This is a genomic window from Acidimicrobiia bacterium (genome assembly GCA_012959995.1).
GTDB lineage: Bacteria > Actinomycetota > Acidimicrobiia > Acidimicrobiales > MedAcidi-G1 > MedAcidi-G2B.
In genome coordinates, this window is record DUCC01000029.1 from 48,746 (window position 1) to 66,018 (window position 17,273).

Genomic DNA, 17,273 nt, shown 5'->3' on the forward strand with positions numbered 1-17,273 from the left:
GAAGCACTTCAAGTGGTTTGGGCCGTGCCAGACTAACGAAATGAGTGCACGAACCGAAGGAACTTCATGGTGGCTGTTTCTGGCGAGCTCTGGGTTTTTTGTTTTAGGGGCCCTGCGTCACGGCGACCTTGTAGACCTCATCGCGGCCGGGCTTTTTGCTGCAGCATGTGTGGTGTATTTAATAGGACGAAAAAATGACAGTTAATGGCGGCCGTTTGGTGGTCGACGCTTTAGTAGCCCACGGGGTGGACACCGCCTTTTGTGTACCCGGCGAGTCATACCTTGAAGTACTTGATGCTTTACACGACCAGCCCAGCATTCGTTTGGTGGGTTGCCGCCAAGAAGGAGGGGCCGCCTACATGGCCGAAGCCTACGGTCGCCTAACTGGCCGGCCCGGGGTGTGTTTGGTAACCCGAGGCCCGGGGGCGACCAACGCATCAATCGGCGTGCACACCGCTGACCAAGGATCCACCCCAATGGTGTTGCTCGTCGGCCAGGTACCCACCGATCATCAAGGCAAAGAAGCTTTTCAAGAAGTGGATTACTGCTCGTTTTTTGCCGACCTCGCCAAATGGGTGGTTGAAGTAAAAAATGTTGATGACCTGCCAGAAATAATGAACCAAGCATTTGCCGTGGCCACCGAGGGTCGGCCCGGCCCGGTGGTGGTGGCGCTCCCCGAAAACGTTTTACGAGCCGAAACCACCGTAAGCACGCTGGCTCCTCTGGAAGTTCACCAAGCCCAGCCCACCGCAGCAGACCTTGCTGCCTGGCAAGAGTTACTCAACCAAGCCCAACGCCCGGTGGTCTTGGCTGGCGGGGGAGGATGGACCACCATGGCTCGGGAGCATCTGCGCCAATGGGCCGAACAAAACGAACTCCCGGTAGTAGCGGCCTTTCGCCGCCACGACCTGATGGACAACAACAGCGACTGTTACGCCGGAGAAGCCGGGGTAGCTATGCCCGGCCCGGTACGTCAGACTTTGGCCCAAGCCGACCTGGTGATGGCCCTTGGGGTGCGTTTTGGCGAAATGACCACCAGCGCCTACACCTTGTTTAACGACCCTGATCAAAAAATAGTGCACGCCCACGCCGCCCAAGAAGAACTCGGCAAAGTAGTGGTCCCCACGCTGGCTTTGCACGCCGGACCCAACGCTCTGCTGGCCGCTTTGCTTGCTGAACCAAAAATAAACCAGCCAAAAACTATTTGGCGCAACGAAGCCCGGCAACGATTCTTAAGCACCCACCAAGTAACCGCCCCAGCCACCGGGGTCGACATGGCAGCCGTCACCACTCACCTGCAAGCAGTGCTGCCCGCTGACGTCATCATCACCAACGGGGCGGGCAACTTTGCCGTATGGCCCAACAAGTTTTTTCTCTACGGGGCTGAGGCCACTTTGTTGGCCCCCCAAAACGGCACCATGGGCTATGGCCTGCCCGCTGCGGTGGCCGCCAAAGTGGTGCACCCTGACCGCACCGTGGTGTGTTTTGCCGGTGACGGTGATTTGCAAATGAATATTCAAGAACTCGGCAGCGCCCAACAAGAAGCAGCGCAACCCATAGTGCTGGTGGTTAACAACAGCACTTACGGAACCATCCGTATGCATCAAGAGCGCCGTCATCCGGGACGGGTGGTGGGTACCGACATTGTCAACCCCGACTTCGTGACCCTGGCCCAGGCCTACGGTTTTTATGCCGAGCAAGTAACCAACACACAAGATTTTGCTGGCGCATTTGAACGAGCTTCCGCCTCAACCACCGGGGCGCTACTGAACCTTATGGTGGACCCCAACCAGGTAACCCCGTGGTCCACGGTGGCATCGTTGCGTGAAGGCCAGTAGGTTCTGCCCATGACCCGCAGCACCCATCAAGCCTTAGCCGACGAACGAAACGCCACGGTAGAGATTTATATAAATGGCGAGTTCTTTCCCCGACACGAAGCCAAAGTGTCGGTGTTCGACAGTGGCTTTTTAGTAGGTGATGGGGTTTGGGAAGGGCTACGCCTCCACCACGACAAGTTCGCTTTTCTAGACCTGCATCTTGACCGGTTGTTCGCCGGCTTAGCGGCCACCGACATAAACCTAGGCTTGACCAAAGACGAAGTAACGGCCGCCTTGCAAGCCACGGTGGACCACAACGACATGCACGACGGGGTACATGTGCGGCTCATGATCACCCGGGGCGACAAAAAAACTCCTTCTCAACACCCCTCCAACGTGGTGGGTGGGCCCAACATGGTGATCATTGCCGAACACAAAGCCGCCGACCCGGCGGTAGCCGACCAAGGAATAACCCTATTTACCGCCACCGTGCGACGCCCCGCTCCCGACATGTTGGACCAACAACTTAACTGCCATTCCAAACTGCACGAAGTGATCGCCCTGATTCAAGCGGTGCACGCCGGCGCCGACGAAGCACTCATGTTGGACCCCACCGGAGCGGTGGCCACCTGTAACGCCACCAACTTTTTTATTGTCCGCAACGGGGTGCTGCACACCTCCACCGGTCAATACAACCTCAACGGCATCACCCGCCAGATGGTGCTCGAAGTAGCCCGGGCGGCGGGCATCCCTACCAAAGAAGCACCGTTTACTTTGACCGATGTGTACGCCGCCCAAGAAGTGTTCGTTACCGGTACCTTCGGTGGGCTCACCCCGGTAACTGAAATAGACGGCCGCACCGTGCCCGGCCCTACCCCGGGGTCGATGACCCAACGCTTGCGCAGCCTCTACGCCGAGGCGGTAGCAACTTCGGTGGGGCAATGACCCTGCGCATCAACTGCTGTTCGGGGCCCCGAAACCTCTCTACTGCTTTGATGTATTCGTTTCGTCAACGCAGCGACACCACAGTTTTTGACGAACCTTTCTACGCCCACTACCTAAAGGTCACCGGGCGCCAACACCCCGGCCGAGACGAAGTACTAGCCAGTCAAAGCACCGACCCCGGCCAGGTAACTGAAGAAATAATGTCGGGTGACCACGGCACCCCGGTGGTGTTTTTTAAACAAATGGCCCATCACCTCATCGAAATGGATCGATCATTTTTGACCCAATGCGCCAACGTGTTGCTTGTACGAGACCCCACAGAAATGTTGGCCTCTTATTCGGTAAAAATGACTGACGCTACTTTGGCCGATACCGGTCTAGAAGCCCAAGTGATGCTGCTCGAAGAAATATTAGCCAACGGAGAAACCCCGATTGTTCTGGACGCCACCACCCTGCGGCGCAACCCCCGCCAAGCATTAGAAGCGTTCTGCAGCCAACTGGGTTTGCCCTTCGACGAAGCAATGCTGGCCTGGCCCGCCGGCCCAAAACCCGAAGACGGGGTATGGGAAAAACACTGGTACGCCGGGGTGCATGCCTCCAATGGCTTTTTGCCTTACCAACCCAGCACCGCCACCGTGGCGAAACACCTACAACCGGTTATTGACCAAGCACAGCCGCTCTACCAACGGCTCTGCGCTTACGCTTCGTAACCGGCTAAAGCCACCGCCACTTGGGCAGCCACCGTGGCGTTGTGGGTTACCAAAGCAACGTTGGTATCCAAACTGGCTCCGCCGGTGGTCTCCACAATATGGGCCAACAAAAACGGGGTGATCTCCGCCCCAGAAACACCTTGATCATGGGCCGCCGCTAAACCCGCTTCAATAGCAGCCTCAATAATGACTTGGTCGGCTTCGTATTCCGCCGGAACCGGTGCAGCGAGAACCACCCCGGTGGTCAGCCCAACCGACCAATGGGCATGAAGAATGGCCGCCGCATGAGAGGCATCAGAAACCGAGGCAGTGACCGGCAAGTCAAGACCGCGCGTCCAAAACTCGGGGAAAATTTCGGTCTGCCAACCCAAAACCGGAACCCCCAAAGTCTCTAAGGCTTCCAACGTACGAGGCAAATCCAGCACGGCTTTGACCCCGGCACTCACCACCGCCACCGGCAGAGAACCCAAAGCGGTGAGATCAGCAGAAACGTCACCGGTATCGCCGCGATGCACCCCACCCAAACCGCCGGTCGCAAAAAGGCGAATACCCGCCTGATGGGCAGCAAACATGGTGGTAGCCACCGTGGTGGCCCCTAAGGTTTTGTTGGCCAAAGTGGCGCCCACGTCACGCCAACTCACCTTGGCTACGTCGGGCGCAGAACCCAACCGCTCGATTTGGTCGGCGGTGAGACCCACCACCAAACAGCCTTCCAACAAAGCCACGGTGGCCGGCACCGCCCCCTGCTGGCGAACCGTGTCTTCCACCGTTAAAGCCGTGGCCACATTACGGGGATGCGGCATACCGTGGCTAATGATGGTGGACTCTAAAGCCACCACCGGACGTTGCTCGGCCAAAGCGTCGGCTACTTCAGGAGCAATCAGTAAAAAGTCAGAGGCGGTCACTCGTTTAGTTTGCCCGGCGAACAGCCAGACCCCACCGACCCTCAGGCAGCAACGCAATTAGTCGCAAAAAAAGAAAACGGCGACCAACTTGGTTGTGCAAAGAGCGCAAAGCGGCAACAATGGCTCTATGCAACGACCTCCCATGCGCATCCTTGACCTCACCGGTAGCCCCGAAGCCATGGGCCACACCCACGGAAAAACCTACGCTGAAGAAATACAGGCCTACGCCGAAGATCGCATCGCTTTAGCAGGCACCGAATTCTGGGCCGGCGGAGAAATAGACAAAGCAACCGTCTTAGAGATCGCCGAGTCCACCCTGCCCGCCCACCAGACCCACTCACCCGACCTCTACGCAGAAATGTGCGCCCTAGCCGAAGGCGCCGGCATCACCCCCGCCGAAGCAGTAGTGGTTGGTGGTTTCACCGATTTCGTAGACACCGTGCGCAGCGTGGTCACCGGCGCCCACCCCGACCCCGTAGTCGAAGACGACTGCACCGCCTTTATTGTCCCCAACCAGCGAGGCGTCAACGACCAAGGCCTCTACGGCCAAACCTGGGACATGCACGACACAGCCACCGAACACGTTGTGCTGCTGCGTCTTCGTCCCCAAGACGCACCCGCCGCCCTAGTTTTTTCTACCGTGGGCTGCCTCGGACAAATCGGCATGAACGAAGCCGGAGTCTGCATAGGCATCAACAACCTGACCGCCCTTGACGGCGGCCCCGGCGTCATGTGGCCCTCCGTGGTGCGGGCAGCCCTCGCTACCGAAACCGCCGATCAAGCATTGCAAGAAATACTCACCGCCGACCTGGCCGGCGCCCATAGTTTTCTGGTCTTCGACAAAAGCGGGGTGGGTTACATGATCGAAGCCATGCCCACTAAACGACCCTACGTGTCCTTAGACCAAGACGCTTTAATCCACACCAACCACGCCTTATGGCTTGAGGCACAAAACCACGAAGGGCCCAAAAACCCATTGCTTAAAGCCAACTCAGAAAAACGACACCATGAAGCCACCAAACTCCTCGACCGCCACGACCTGACCCCCCAAGACCTCATGGCCGTAACCCGCCACCCCGAAGCAATCTGCCAAATCTCGTCAGAACCCTTCCACCTGGAATCCAGCGGCGGAGCCATCATGCGGCCCTCCACCGGTGACTTCTGGGCGGTATGGGGAGTACCCAGCCACAACGACTACCTCCACATCCCGTTCCATGGCTGACCTCACCTACACCAACCTTCACCCCAAGTGGGCCGAACAACTCACCGAGATTGAGCACACCGTGTTCGCCAGTATTGACATTGAAGACCTACTCAGTTTGCGTGACATGGAGGCCTATTGCCGGGTGTTTCCCGAAGGCGGCTTCGTGGCTCTCGACGACGACACCCCAGTTGGTTTCGGCCTCGGCATTTTGCTGGACTTCGACTTCGAAGACACCAGCCACTCACTAGATGATCTGACCGGTGAAGAAGACTGCGGCAACCACAACCCCGACGGCGACTGGTATTACGGAGTAACCATCGCCGTCAACCCGCAATACCGCAAACAAGGCATCGGCAATCGTCTTTACGAACTACGCAAAGAAGTAGTACGCACGCTAAACAAAAAAGGCATAGTGGCCGGCGGGGTAATACCCGGCTACGCCAAACACCTCCACGACATGACCGCCGACCAATACATCGACCAAGTAGTGGCCGGCACCCTCCACGACCCAACCTTAAGCTTTCAAATCGCCAACGGTTTTCAAGCCCGCGGGGCTATACCCGACTACCTTGACGACCCCACGGTAGGTAACAACGCTGTGCTCATCGTTTGGGAAAACACCGACTACCAGCCTTAAGCAGACAGCGTACGAAAACGAGCCGGGGTTTCACCGGCCAACCGAGCAAACTGCCGGGTAAAGCTCGCCTGATCGTAAAAACCACAAGAAACAGCCACCGAAGCAATCGGCTCCTCAGAGTTCAACAACAACGATGTGGCCCGGTCGACCCGCACCCGCAACACATATTGCGTAGCGCTCAACCCAAACACTTTTTTCATGCGCCGCTCTAACTGTTTTTCTGAACAACCAGCAGCCTCCGCTAAATCAGCAACCCGCAGCGGGGACGACAACCGTTGTTGCACCAACTCAACCACCCGGGTGAGCGACTCAAAAGAGATACTCTCTTCGCTGGGCGTCGCCAAATCTCGGCTTACGCTCACCAAAGCAGAAACTTGCGAACCCTCCATCACCGGGAGTTTTACGGTCATGTACCAGCCGAACGAACCATCGGGGCGGCGAATCAACTCCAACTCATTACGCAACGGTTCGCCGGTAGCCAACACCAGTGCGTCTTGTTCTTCGTAGCGTTCGGCGAGTTGAGTAGGAAAAAGGTCAATCGCCCGAGCACCAATGACCTCACGCTTTGAAGTTCGGCCCGAACGCCGAACAAAAGCGTCATTAACCGCCAAGTAACGATCATCGGCTCCCTTCATGCAAAACATGACATGGGGGAGTGCATCAAACAATTCAACCAGAGCAGAAGTAGACCCGGCAGAAAAAAGTGACTGATTGTTTAATTCGTCCGTCATAACAAGGGAAATCGTACAAGACCTCAGCAAGTTATTTCAGCAAACTTACCAAATGGAAGAAAAAATGTCGCCTCAGAGCATCGACCTACTTACCGACCAGGCCGTAGAACTGGTCGCCCAGTGGCTCACCGCAGCACAAAAAACTGAAACGAAAAGCGAACAAAAACTCAACGCCCGCCTCGCCACACTGATCGAAGACCCCGACGGGGTGGCCTTCACCATGCGTTTCGTCGACCGAGTAGCCCGTCACCGCAGCAACAAATCAGCAGCCATCCAACTACGCCGCTTGGTTGCCGAACAAAAACTCCCCAAGTTTCTGAGCCCGGTCGATCGACTGCTTCTACAAATAGGGGCACGCCTGGCCCCGGTATTACCAGGAATAGTTTTACCGTTAGCCCGTTTACGCATGCGCAGTTTGGTGGGCCACTTGGTAGTAGACGCCGAACCAGAAGCCATGCGTGCCCACCTCGAAGCTCGCAGCGCAGAAGGTTATGCCTGCAACGTCAACCTATTAGGTGAAGCGGTGCTGGGCGACCAAGAAGCCACCCACCGTTATGAACAAACCCTCGGGTTAATAAACGACCCCGAAGTCAACTACGTCTCCATCAAAGTTTCATCGATCACCAGCCAAATAAACCTGTGGGCATTTGACCACACACTGGAGCGAATCAAAGCCCAACTACGAGAGATATACCGCCAAGCCGCCGCCTCACAGCCACCCACCTTCATCAACCTCGACATGGAAGAATACCGCGACCTACATCTCACGGTTAGAGCCTTTACCGAACTGCTCGTTGAACCAGAGTTACGTTCACTTAACGCCGGCATTGTTTTACAGACCTACCTGCCCGACACTTACGCCGTGATGCAAAACCTCACCACCTGGGCCGCCCAACGAAAAGAAAACGGCGGCGGCGACATAAAGATACGCCTGGTCAAAGGGGCCAACTTGGCCATGGAAAAAGTCGAAGCAGCGCTCCACGGTTGGCAACCCGCCCCCTACGCCAGCAAAGCAGAAGTAGACGCCAACTACAAACGATGCGTGGACTGGGCATTCCACCCCGAGCGACTTGATGCAGTACGCATAGGTTTAGCCAGCCACAATTTGTTTGATGTGGCCTGGGCCCACCTGCTGGCCCAAGAGCGGCAAGTCGCCCACCGCATAGAGTTCGAAATGCTCCAAGGCATGGCGCCCGCCCAAGCCCGGCAAGTACAAAGCGACACCGAAGGACTGCTGCTCTACACCCCAGTAGTAGGTAAAAAAGACTTCGACGTAGCCATCAGTTACCTCTTTCGCCGCCTCGAAGAAAACGCCTCAGACGAGAATTTTTTACGCCACCTCTTCACCCTGCACCCCCAAAGCCCAGAGTTTGTTCAACAAGCAGAGCTCTTCCGCCAAGCCATCGCCCAACGCCACGACGCAGGTTCTGCCCCGCGACGAGCCACCAACATGCAGCCAAGGCAAAACGCCACATTCGTAAACCAACCCGACCTTGACCCGTCACTACCGGCCACCCAAAAATGGTTAGAGCAACTTGTTGACCAACAACCTCAACCGGTTCAAGCCCCAGTCACCACGAAACGTGAAGAAATAACGCGCATCATCGACGTCGCCAAAAATGCACAAAAAGAATGGATAGCACGGCCACTAAGCGAAAGAAAAAAAACATTGGCTGCCGTAGCCGAAGAACTATTGGCCCGCCACGCAGAACTCATGGTCACCATGGCCCACGAAGCAGAAAAAACCCGGGCTGAAGCCGACGGGGAAATCAGCGAAGCCATTGACTTTGTGCGCTGGTACGCCCAACAAAGCAGCGAACTAGAACAAACAGACCACGCTCGCTTTACCCCCCTAGGGGTAATAGCGGTCATCCCTCCCTGGAACTTCCCGGTAGCCATCCCCGCCGGCGGAGTGCTGGCGGCCTTGGCCGCCGGAAACGGAGTGATCTTTAAACCAGCACCCGAAACCCCTCGCTGCGCCGAAGTGATCGCCGAAGCCTGCTGGGCCGCCGGAGTACCCAAAGAACTACTGCAATTCGTGCGCACCCCCGACGACCAAGTGGGGCAACATTTAGTCACCACGGTCGACGGAGTGATCCTGACCGGAGGAGCAGAAACCGCAGAACTGTTTCGCTCATGGAAACCAGAAATAAAACTCTTCGCCGAAACCAGCGGAAAAAATGCCCTCATCGTCACCCCGCAAGCCGACCTCGACCTGGCCGCCGCCGACCTCGTGCGCTCGGCCTTTAGCCACCAAGGCCAAAAATGTTCAGCAGCCAGTTTAGGCATTTTGGTGGGGTCGGTAGCCACCGATCAGCGATTCTTACGCCAAATCGTAGATGCTGCCGCATCACTAGTGCTAGGCCCAGCACACGACCCAGCAACCACCTTCGCCCCACTCATTGCCCCAGCCCAAGGCAAACTCTTAAAAGCCCTCACCACCCTGACTCCCGGGGAAAAATGGTTACTTCAACCCACAGCACTCGACGATGAAGGCCAACGCTGGACCCCCGGCATAAAAACAGGGGTCACCCCAGGGTCGGCATTTCACCAAACCGAATGCTTCGGGCCCGTGCTGGGCCTCATGGCAGCCACAGACCTTGGAGAAGCCATAAGTTGGCAAAACGATGTTGACTACGGACTCACCGGCGGCATCCACTCCCTAGACCCCACCGAAATTGAGCAATGGCTCAACCAAGTAGAAGTCGGGAACGCCTACGTCAACCGAGTAATCACCGGAGCCATCGTCAACCGGCAACCCTTTGGCGGATGGAAACGCTCAGCCATCGGCCTCGGAGCCAAAGCCGGGGGCACCGATTACCTGCTGCAACTCGGCACCTGGCAGCCCATCGATGCCAGCGACCTCAGCGCCGCCATCGACGACGACCAAAAATGGTGGGAACAGCATTACCGCATTGACCATGACCCAACGGGATTATTTTGCGAAGCCAACATCTTGCGTTACCTCCCACACCCCGATGTGTTGATTCGCATCGCTGCAGGAACAAAACAAACGGTTATCGATCGGATACTGGCCGCCACGGACCGCTGTGGCGTAAACCCCCACCTAAGCCACGGCGACCAAACCAGCGATCAAGAATTCGCTGAACTCTTGGCTGGCCACCGCTTTGGACGGCTACGAATAATTGGCCCAGTCAGCCCAAAAATAAGACAAGCCGCCCAAGCCGCCGAAATCAACATTATTGATGCACCAGTTACGGCCAGCGGCCGACTTGAATTGAGGTGGTACCTACGCGAGCAAGCCATTAGCCGCACCCTGCACCGCTTCGGAAACCTCATTTCCGCCAGTAACGAATAAGCACTGGTTGGCGTATTGGGCATTGGGCGGCCAGACTGCACCTATGTCTGACCATTTCGACCGAGCCGACCAAGGTGCCTTAGGGACGCTACGCATCGCCGACTTCTCTCGCGTGCTGGCCGGCCCACTAGCCACCATGGTGCTCGGTGACCTCGGCGCCGACGTCATCAAAATTGAACAACCCGGAGTAGGCGACGACACCCGCACCTGGGGGCCACCTTGGTGGGGCGAAGGCGAGACCGCCACCAGCACCTACTACCTCGGTTTCAACCGCAACAAACGATCCATCGCCCTAGACCTCCGCCAAGAACAAGACCTTCAAGTGGCTCGACAAATCTGCCAAAGCGCCGATGTCGTGATAGATAACTTTCGCACCGGCACCATGGAACGCTTCGGATTAGACCGTCAAACACTCGCCCACGACCACCCCGAGCTCATTACCTGTTCGGTCACCGGATTCGGCAGCACCGGGGCAGGCGCCGATCTAGCCGGCTACGACTTTTTGATTCAAGCCATGAGCGGCATCATGCACATCACCGGCGAAGTAGACGGCCAGCCATCAAAAATAGGGTCAGCCATGGTCGATAAACTGACCGGCCTCTACGCCGCCGTAGGTATTTTGGCCGCCGTAGAAGAACGTCACCGCACCGGCGAAGGTCAACACGTTGAAGTATCGCTTATGCAATCAGCGTTGGCCGGTTTACTCAACGTGGGGTCCGCCCACGTAGTAGCCGACGTTGACCCGGATCGTCACGGAAACCGACACCCGTCCATCGCCCCCTACGAGCCCTACCAAGCAGCCGATGAACCAGTAGTAATAGCGGCAGCCAGCCCAGTCTTATGGGAACGCTTCTGCGTGGCCCTTAATCAGGAAACCTGGAAAACTGACCCCCGTTTCGCCACCAACGAGGCCCGCGTAGCCCACGTACAAGAACTGGCCGACGAAGTAAACGCCGTGTTGGCAACAAACACCGCACAGCACTGGGTTGCTTTACTTCAAGAAGCGGGAATCCCCGCCGGGCCCATCAACAATGTACGCCAGGCCTTTGAGGCTGCCCAAGCCTTGGGCCTCGACCCAATAGCTACCATGATCGACCAAGGCGCCGAGTTTCGTTCGGTGCGTTCGCCGATCAAACTCTCAGGCACCCCGCCGGAAGTACGCCGCTCACCGCCGATAAACGACCAGCACGGTGAGGAAATTCGCCAAGAACTATCCGAGAGCGATTAAAAAAGGCCCAGCCGGGCCGGCGGGGTCGGTTAGGCCCGATAGGTCAGCCCACGCAATGGTGACCGAAAGGCCACCGAGGTAACCCGGGGCAACGGAGTATTCATCAAAGTTAAGTTGCAAACCATTAAGGGTGATGGCGAAGTGCTCAAATATTGTGGCTGACGGCCACCCTCGCCAAGACTCCAAGGGGTCAATCTGGTCTACCTGGCTACTCAAGGCAGAATGGGTGAGTAGTCCTAAAGTATTTACCCAGTCACTCTCGGGGAGAAAGAGCGATTCGAGTGTGATGAGTTGCCCGGTTTCGGCGGAAAAGTTAAAAGATTGCGCTGACTCGTTTCCGTTGGCGGTGCCGGCGAAATAAGTCCAATGGCGAATAACCACGCTGATCACGGTGTCGGAATCCATGGTGACTTCGGTGCCCCAATGGGCAAACGACCCACTCCCGGGTGCCCAATTATTGGTCAGGTTGTATTCAGCAGTTTCTATAGCCCACTCAAGGTACTGGTCAAGTCCAGCATCGAGATAACTTTCAATAGTGGCGTTAATGGTCTGGCTAGGTAAGGGCCCAGCAACCTGTACCCATTGAACCTCAAAATCAACACCACCCCATTCATTGGGGTGGCTACAAGAAAGAGACTTTGCGGTATAGGTATTTACCCAACCGGCATGGTGCTCAACCGGGGTAACAGCGGGGTCTTCGTGACGACAAGCAAGAACCTCGAGCGTAAAAGTATCAAGGTTGGGTGGAGCCACAATGAAATCAGCCAACGGGCCATCAGGGTCTAACAAGTCGCTCACTTCGGTCCAGCCAATGGTTACTACCGGATCTTCGTAAAGGCGAAACAGTGGGGCAAAGAGAGTAAAAGTAAGCCCCTCGGGATTCGGGGAAAAGTTGGTGAGTTCTTCACTCAAGTCCCAGCCGGCATCTTCGGCATCGGGGTATTTCTCAAAAACCGCGGCCGCCACCAAAGGAGCCAATTGGCTAGCCCAGTCAACGCCCGGGGAGAAAATGTCAGTAGCGGCTAGCTGCTGACCAGTGTCTAGATCGAAAAATATTTGTTGTGAAGAATATTCCATACGTGCTCGCCCGTACCAATATGCACCACTATTAACCGTGACCCCCAGCAGGCGAGGAGAATCAAAAGACACATTAATTGACCAACCAATTTCTGGAAAAGACCCGGTTCCTTCGTAAAAATCCCCAGCGAAGGCCAAAGTGTCATCAATAAACGCTTCCTCCATACCCGTACCAAGCTCTTCAAGAGCGTCGTTAATGATTTGATCAACCCCGGTGCCGGCTACCCGCAGCCAAGAAATACTCATCAACAAAGAAAAATCAGGATCAGCGTTTATTGCGTCACAAGAGGTGCTCACAGAAAGAAATTCGTGCGGCCAATCAGCCTGACCGGTTACCGGTGAAATTGCGTAAGGCTGTTCTTGACAAGCCTCAACTTGTTCAAGCAACAGAGAATACTGTTCAGTTGGCGACAAAGTAGTTGTAGTGGTGGTCGTTGAGGTGGCGCTGATAGTCGTCGAGGTGGTGGTTTCAACCGGAACAGCGGTAGTGGCCGGAGCAACGTCCAGGGTGGTGGTTGGCGGTTGAGCGCTGTCGCCACCGCTACAGGCGGCGATCAATAAACCGCTGGCCAGTAAAGCCACCGTGGGAAAGATTTTTACGTTAGACACCCGCTCATTGTGACACAGATGAAAAAACTTTGCCGGGCAGTTACGGCTCAATAATGTTAAAAAATAACGGGAATTCGGTAAAGGTAGCCCACAAAGCCAATACTCGGCTTTGGTCACCGTCGATGGTGGCTTGACCTTCATCTACCAAATCGGCCAACCCCGTACCGGTAGAAATTATGCGCTCCAGTTGGGTCCGGCTACAGGTAACGGTGGCCTCTGGGCAATCATGACCGAGGCCAGGAACCGCATGCAAGGTGCCATTAGAGAGGGTTACCCGCACCGTTTGATCTACATCGGGGAGGTTCCAGTTGATGTTTAGCGAGCCCAAAGCGTCGGCCGCTGGCCCGTCAATCTTGACCGCTAAATAGTCGAAGATTTGCTGGATCGAAAGACCGCTGGTTACATCGGCGGGCGGGCGTCGAACAACCGGAAGGTCCAAGGTTCCTTGGCGAAGTTCTTGCGCCCCAGAAAGATACACATCTCGCCAAACCCCTGACTCGGCTTGGTAAGCCAGTTGTTCAAAAGCTGCCGCTTGTAAGTCACGGGCCTGCTGGTTGCTGGAGTCAACGAACACGGCATGACGAAGCACTTGGGCAACCCAACGGTAATCCCCCTGGTCAAAAGAAACTTGGGCCTGTTCTAAAAGGCGCTCCATGCCGCCCATAAACTCCACATAGCGAGTACCGGCTTCGGTGGCTTCATAGGGGTGAAGGCTCGACGGGTGGCCGTCGTACCAACCCAAATAGCGTTGATAAATAGCTCGGACGTTGTGGCTCATGGTGCCGTAGTAGCCATGGCACAGCCAGTCATCCCAAAGATTCTTCGGCATATCAACGCGGGCAGCAATCTCGTCGGGAGTATGGCCTAAATTAAGCAAGCGAACCGCTTGGTCGTGGGTCCAACGGTAGAGGTCGCGTTGGCGAGTCAAGTACCCCTGCACGTTGTCGCTACCCCAATGTGGCCAACCGTGGCTGGCAAAAACTACGTCGGCTTCTTTTCCCCAGCGGTCCAGTGCTTCATCTATGTAACGGCTCCACATAAGGGCATCACGCACTAAAGCACCCCGTAAGGTCAACACGTTGTGCATGGTGGACGTGCAGTTTTCGGCCATGCACAACGCCTTGAAGTCGGGAAAATAGAAATGCATTTCTGCCGGAGCTTCACTCTCAGGGGTGAGTTGAAACTCCACCCGCACCCCATCGAGGGTCAACTCTTGGCCGGTCTCGGTAATTTCAATGTTGGGCGGCACCAAAGCGGTGGATCCGGTGGCGGCCCCTTTGCCTAACCCGGTATCAACATGGCCGGTCTCATCCCACGGCAACAAAATGCCAAATTGATAAATCGCCCGGCGGCCCATGGCGGGGCCAGCAATAATATTTTCACTTACTGCTTCAGCCATGAAACCTTCGGGGGCCACAATGGGGATCTCACCGGCCGTTGCTTGTTCTGGGCTGATGACCCCAAGGATTCCGCCGTAATGATCTACGTGGGAGTGGGTGTAAATGACCGCCTTAACCGGCCGTTGGCCAAGGTGTTCGGTGACCAAGGCGAAAGCGGCCCGAGCAGTTTCGGCGGTGGTTAAGGGGTCGATAATTATCCAACCGGTGTCACCAGCAATAAAGGTGACCGTAGAAATATCAAAGCCCCGTACTTGCCAAATGCCTTCACAGACTTCGTAAAGGCCGTGTTGAGCGTTAAAACCAGCTTGTCGCCATAAGGCTGGGTTTACGGTGCTCGGGGCGGCGCCGGTTACAAAGTCAGAGCGCGAAAGATCAAAAGCGGCCGATTGCCAGGCCATGGGTTGGTCTCGTTCAATAATTGGTTCTGCTCTGGTCCCGAGAAAACCTCGCCCTACGTTGGCGGCGTCGGTGCCGTCGTCGGCCGGCAAAGACGCAGAAAAATCCTGAAGAACTTTTCGCGTGTGTTGTTCGGGCATGGTTACGGTCCAGTAAAAATTTGTCCGGTGCTTTCGAGCATAGGAACCGGGCCCGGGCCGTCGCCGTAGCGACCTGATTCAAAGCGGGCCACCACAAAGTGATGCACCTCGTCGGGGCCGTCGGCGAGTCGTAAGGTGCGCTGCGAGGTATAGAGCTTGGCTAGGGGAGTCCACTGGGAGATGCCGGTGGCCCCGTGCATTTGAATGGCTTCATCAATGATGTGGCATACTTTTTCGGGCACCATGGCTTTGACGGCGCTAATCCATACGCGTGCTTCGGCATTACCCATGGTGTCCATAGCTTTGGCGGCTCGGAGCACCATGAGACGCATGGCTTCGACTTCAATACGGGCTCGGGAAACCACTTCCATGTTTTTGCCCAACTTGAGAATGGTTTTGCCAAAAGCTTCCCGGTGTAAGCCGCGCCGTACCATCAACTCAATGGCTCGTTCGGCGGCCCCAATGGAGCGCATGCAGTGATGAATGCGTCCTGGCCCTAACCGAAGTTGTGAGATTTCAAAACCGCGGCCTTCACCTAGCAAAATGTTGGCTGCCGGTACCCGGCAGTCTTTAAAGGTGAGGTGCATGTGACCGTGGGGAGCGTCATCGTCACCAAACACGTGCATGGGGTGATCAACAGTCACCCCGGGAGTATCAAGGGGTACCAAGATCTGTGATTGGCGGCGGTGCGGCGGTCCATCTTGGTTGGTTTGCACCATAACGATCAAGATTTTGCAGCGAGGATCACCGGCTCCCGAGGCGTAGTACTTGGTGCCGTTGATGACCCATTCTTCGCCATCCAATATTGCCTGACAGGACAAATTCTTCGCATCAGAAGAGGCCACGTCGGGTTCGGTCATGACGTAGGAAGAACGGATCTCACCGTTTAGCAGTGGCGTGAGCCATTTTTCTTTTTGTTCTGGGGTGCCGACCCGTTCAAGTACTTCCATGTTGCCGGTGTCGGGGGCCGAACAGTTGAGGCTTTCTGAGGCGATGGGGTTTTTGCCTAACTCGGCGGCAATGTAGGCGTAGTCCAAATTGGAGAGGCCTTCGCCGGTCTCGGCGTTGGGGAGAAAGAAGTTCCATAAGCCTTTTTCGCGAGCCTTGGTTTTGAGTTGTTCCAAAATGTCGAGTTGGCCAGGGTGGTAACCCCAATGGTCTTCTCGGATAGCCCCGAGCCGGTGGTATTCAGCGGTGACTGGCTCTACTTCGGTGGCGATGAAGTCAACCACCGCGTCATAAAGCGGGCGGGCGCCCTCAGACATGGCCAAATTCAGGCTGGGATCGCTGGGATCGTTGATGTGTAAGCCGGGGCCGATTGCCATGGTTTCCTCACTAGTTAGGGGACAGCAAGGAGACTACGACAAGGGCCAAGCAAACCCCAATCCGGGGGTTAGCAGCCGAAGAACTGTATGTGGTCGCTGATGAGGAGCCAAGCGGTGGATTGTGATCCCCGCGCCACGCGTACGTAAAAGTCATAACTAGAGCCACAGGTAAAGAATGTCCCAGAAGAACCGTATTGATCTTTGTTTGCGGTAAGTAATGGGTTCAACCATGCGTTGTCGCCTTGTAAACCGATGTAGTAGTTTACGACTTGTATTTGACCTGACGAGGCGTCAACGGCCCCGAGTTCGAAATAAGCATCGTTTGGAGTACCCGGTGCCTCATACCAGTAAAAGGCATGGCTGTGACCATTATTTACTGGGCCGTCGTCCAAGTTATATGGGTCAAAAGCAACAGGAGTGGCGGTGAGAACGTTTGACCAGTCGCTTGTACCGGCAGCACTTACGGCGGCAACTCTGAATGAATGCTCGCTTCCAGTTTGTAAACCAGTAACTATGTCATCGGTAGATAGAGAAACACCGTCGTTGAAGGTTTGCCAAGACCCGGCGACTCCTACTCGCCACTCAATAATGAAGTCGAAGATGCTATCGGAGCCAGTATTTGTTGGTTCTCTCCAGTCGATGGCCACTTCGTCGGTCCACGTAGCGGAAGCAGATGCCATAACTGGTGGATCGGGGGTTTCACCAGGAGCAGTGGTGGTCGTTGTGGTGGTGGTTGTTGTGGTGGTGGTTGTTGTGGTGGTGGTTGTTGTGGTGCCGCTCGCCGGGTCTTGCGGCGCAGTGGTAGTAGAAGTCGTCGTGGTGTCTTCCGG

14 protein-coding genes are annotated in these 17,273 nt (G+C 56.0%); 8 read left to right on the forward strand and 6 right to left on the reverse strand.

Annotated features, from left to right (window positions below):
• The first annotated feature begins 194 nt into the window (after positions 1–194).
• From EYQ49_08330 to EYQ49_08340, 3 genes are read left to right on the forward strand one after another with little or no spacing between them, the layout of a single operon-like run.
• Entirely contained in the window at positions 195–1,838 is a 1,644-nt protein-coding gene (locus EYQ49_08330) for a thiamine pyrophosphate-binding protein (protein ID HIG25879.1), read from the forward strand.
• A gap of 9 nt (positions 1,839–1,847) precedes the next feature.
• Complete coding sequence (locus tag EYQ49_08335; GenBank protein HIG25880.1) at positions 1,848–2,762, forward strand: aminotransferase class IV; 915 nt, start codon at positions 1,848–1,850, stop codon at positions 2,760–2,762.
• On the forward strand, positions 2,759–3,472 hold the full coding sequence (locus EYQ49_08340; protein ID HIG25881.1) for a sulfotransferase family protein: 714 nt from the start codon (positions 2,759–2,761) through the stop codon (positions 3,470–3,472). Before EYQ49_08335 ends, EYQ49_08340 begins: the two co-directional genes overlap by 4 nt.
• Here EYQ49_08340 and EYQ49_08345 read toward each other — a convergent pair.
• A complete protein-coding gene (locus EYQ49_08345) occupies positions 3,460–4,377 on the reverse strand; it encodes a pseudouridine-5'-phosphate glycosidase (protein HIG25882.1) in 918 nt (305 codons plus the stop codon). The genes EYQ49_08340 and EYQ49_08345 overlap by 13 nt on opposite strands.
• Positions 4,378–4,504: 127 nt before the next feature.
• Between EYQ49_08345 and EYQ49_08350 the strand changes: the two genes are divergently transcribed.
• Entirely contained in the window at positions 4,505–5,599 is a 1,095-nt protein-coding gene (locus EYQ49_08350; GenBank protein HIG25883.1) for a hypothetical protein, read from the forward strand.
• Positions 5,592–6,218, forward strand: a complete 627-nt coding sequence (locus tag EYQ49_08355; GenBank protein ID HIG25884.1) for a GNAT family N-acetyltransferase — start codon at positions 5,592–5,594, stop codon at positions 6,216–6,218. The genes EYQ49_08350 and EYQ49_08355 overlap by 8 nt, the downstream gene beginning before the upstream one ends.
• Here the strand turns inward: EYQ49_08355 and EYQ49_08360 are convergent.
• Entirely contained in the window at positions 6,215–6,949 is a 735-nt protein-coding gene (locus EYQ49_08360; GenBank protein HIG25885.1) for an AraC family transcriptional regulator, read from the reverse strand. The two genes, EYQ49_08355 and EYQ49_08360, sit on opposite strands and share 4 nt — an antisense overlap.
• 64 nt (positions 6,950–7,013) lie before the next feature.
• Between EYQ49_08360 and EYQ49_08365 the strand changes: the two genes are divergently transcribed.
• Positions 7,014–10,268 (forward strand): aldehyde dehydrogenase family protein, encoded by a 3,255-nt coding sequence (locus tag EYQ49_08365; GenBank protein ID HIG25886.1) that lies wholly within the window; start codon positions 7,014–7,016, stop codon positions 10,266–10,268.
• A gap of 43 nt (positions 10,269–10,311) precedes the next feature.
• Positions 10,312–11,496, forward strand: a complete 1,185-nt coding sequence (locus EYQ49_08370; protein ID HIG25887.1) for a CoA transferase — start codon at positions 10,312–10,314, stop codon at positions 11,494–11,496.
• On the opposite strand, the gene EYQ49_08375 is transcribed toward EYQ49_08370, so the two are convergent.
• The 4 genes from EYQ49_08375 to EYQ49_08390 form a co-directional block, all read right to left on the reverse strand.
• Positions 11,479–13,182: a DUF3298 domain-containing protein gene (locus EYQ49_08375; protein ID HIG25888.1), complete on the reverse strand. Its 1,704-nt coding sequence runs from the start codon at positions 13,180–13,182 to the stop codon at positions 11,479–11,481. The genes EYQ49_08370 and EYQ49_08375 overlap by 18 nt on opposite strands.
• 40 nt (positions 13,183–13,222) lie before the next feature.
• The gene (locus EYQ49_08380) at positions 13,223–15,118 is read right to left on the reverse strand and encodes an MBL fold metallo-hydrolase (GenBank protein ID HIG25889.1); all 1,896 of its coding nucleotides are present in this window, start codon (positions 15,116–15,118) and stop codon (positions 13,223–13,225) included.
• A 2-nt stretch (positions 15,119–15,120) separates the two neighbouring features.
• Entirely contained in the window at positions 15,121–16,383 is a 1,263-nt protein-coding gene (locus EYQ49_08385) for an acyl-CoA dehydrogenase (protein HIG25890.1), read from the reverse strand.
• Between the two features lie 128 nt (positions 16,384–16,511).
• Complete coding sequence (locus EYQ49_08390; protein ID HIG25891.1) at positions 16,512–17,123, reverse strand: fibronectin type III domain-containing protein; 612 nt, start codon at positions 17,121–17,123, stop codon at positions 16,512–16,514.
• Here EYQ49_08390 and EYQ49_08395 point away from each other — a divergent pair.
• Positions 17,083–17,273, forward strand: a 191-nt coding sequence (locus EYQ49_08395; GenBank protein ID HIG25892.1) for a hypothetical protein, incomplete at its 3' end; no start/stop codon positions are given. The genes EYQ49_08390 and EYQ49_08395 overlap by 41 nt on opposite strands.

Bases quoted from the DNA above. Each gene is read 5' to 3' on its own strand.
- EYQ49_08330 (HIG25879.1), top strand. From the start codon at position 195: ATGACAGTTAATGGCGGCCGTTTGGTGGTCGACGCTTTAGTAGCCCAC.
- EYQ49_08335 (HIG25880.1), top strand. From the start codon at position 1,848: ATGACCCGCAGCACCCATCAAGCCTTAGCCGACGAACGAAACGCCACG.
- EYQ49_08340 (HIG25881.1), top strand. From the start codon at position 2,759: ATGACCCTGCGCATCAACTGCTGTTCGGGGCCCCGAAACCTCTCTACT.
- EYQ49_08350 (HIG25883.1), top strand. From the start codon at position 4,505: ATGCAACGACCTCCCATGCGCATCCTTGACCTCACCGGTAGCCCCGAA.
- EYQ49_08355 (HIG25884.1), top strand. From the start codon at position 5,592: ATGGCTGACCTCACCTACACCAACCTTCACCCCAAGTGGGCCGAACAA.
- EYQ49_08360 (HIG25885.1), bottom strand. From the start codon at position 6,949: ATGACGGACGAATTAAACAATCAGTCACTTTTTTCTGCCGGGTCTACT.
- EYQ49_08365 (HIG25886.1), top strand. From the start codon at position 7,014: ATGTCGCCTCAGAGCATCGACCTACTTACCGACCAGGCCGTAGAACTG.
- EYQ49_08370 (HIG25887.1), top strand. From the start codon at position 10,312: ATGTCTGACCATTTCGACCGAGCCGACCAAGGTGCCTTAGGGACGCTA.
- EYQ49_08380 (HIG25889.1), bottom strand. From the start codon at position 15,118: ATGCCCGAACAACACACGCGAAAAGTTCTTCAGGATTTTTCTGCGTCT.
- EYQ49_08385 (HIG25890.1), bottom strand. From the start codon at position 16,383: ATGTCTGAGGGCGCCCGCCCGCTTTATGACGCGGTGGTTGACTTCATC.
- EYQ49_08390 (HIG25891.1), bottom strand. From the start codon at position 17,123: ATGGCATCTGCTTCCGCTACGTGGACCGACGAAGTGGCCATCGACTGG.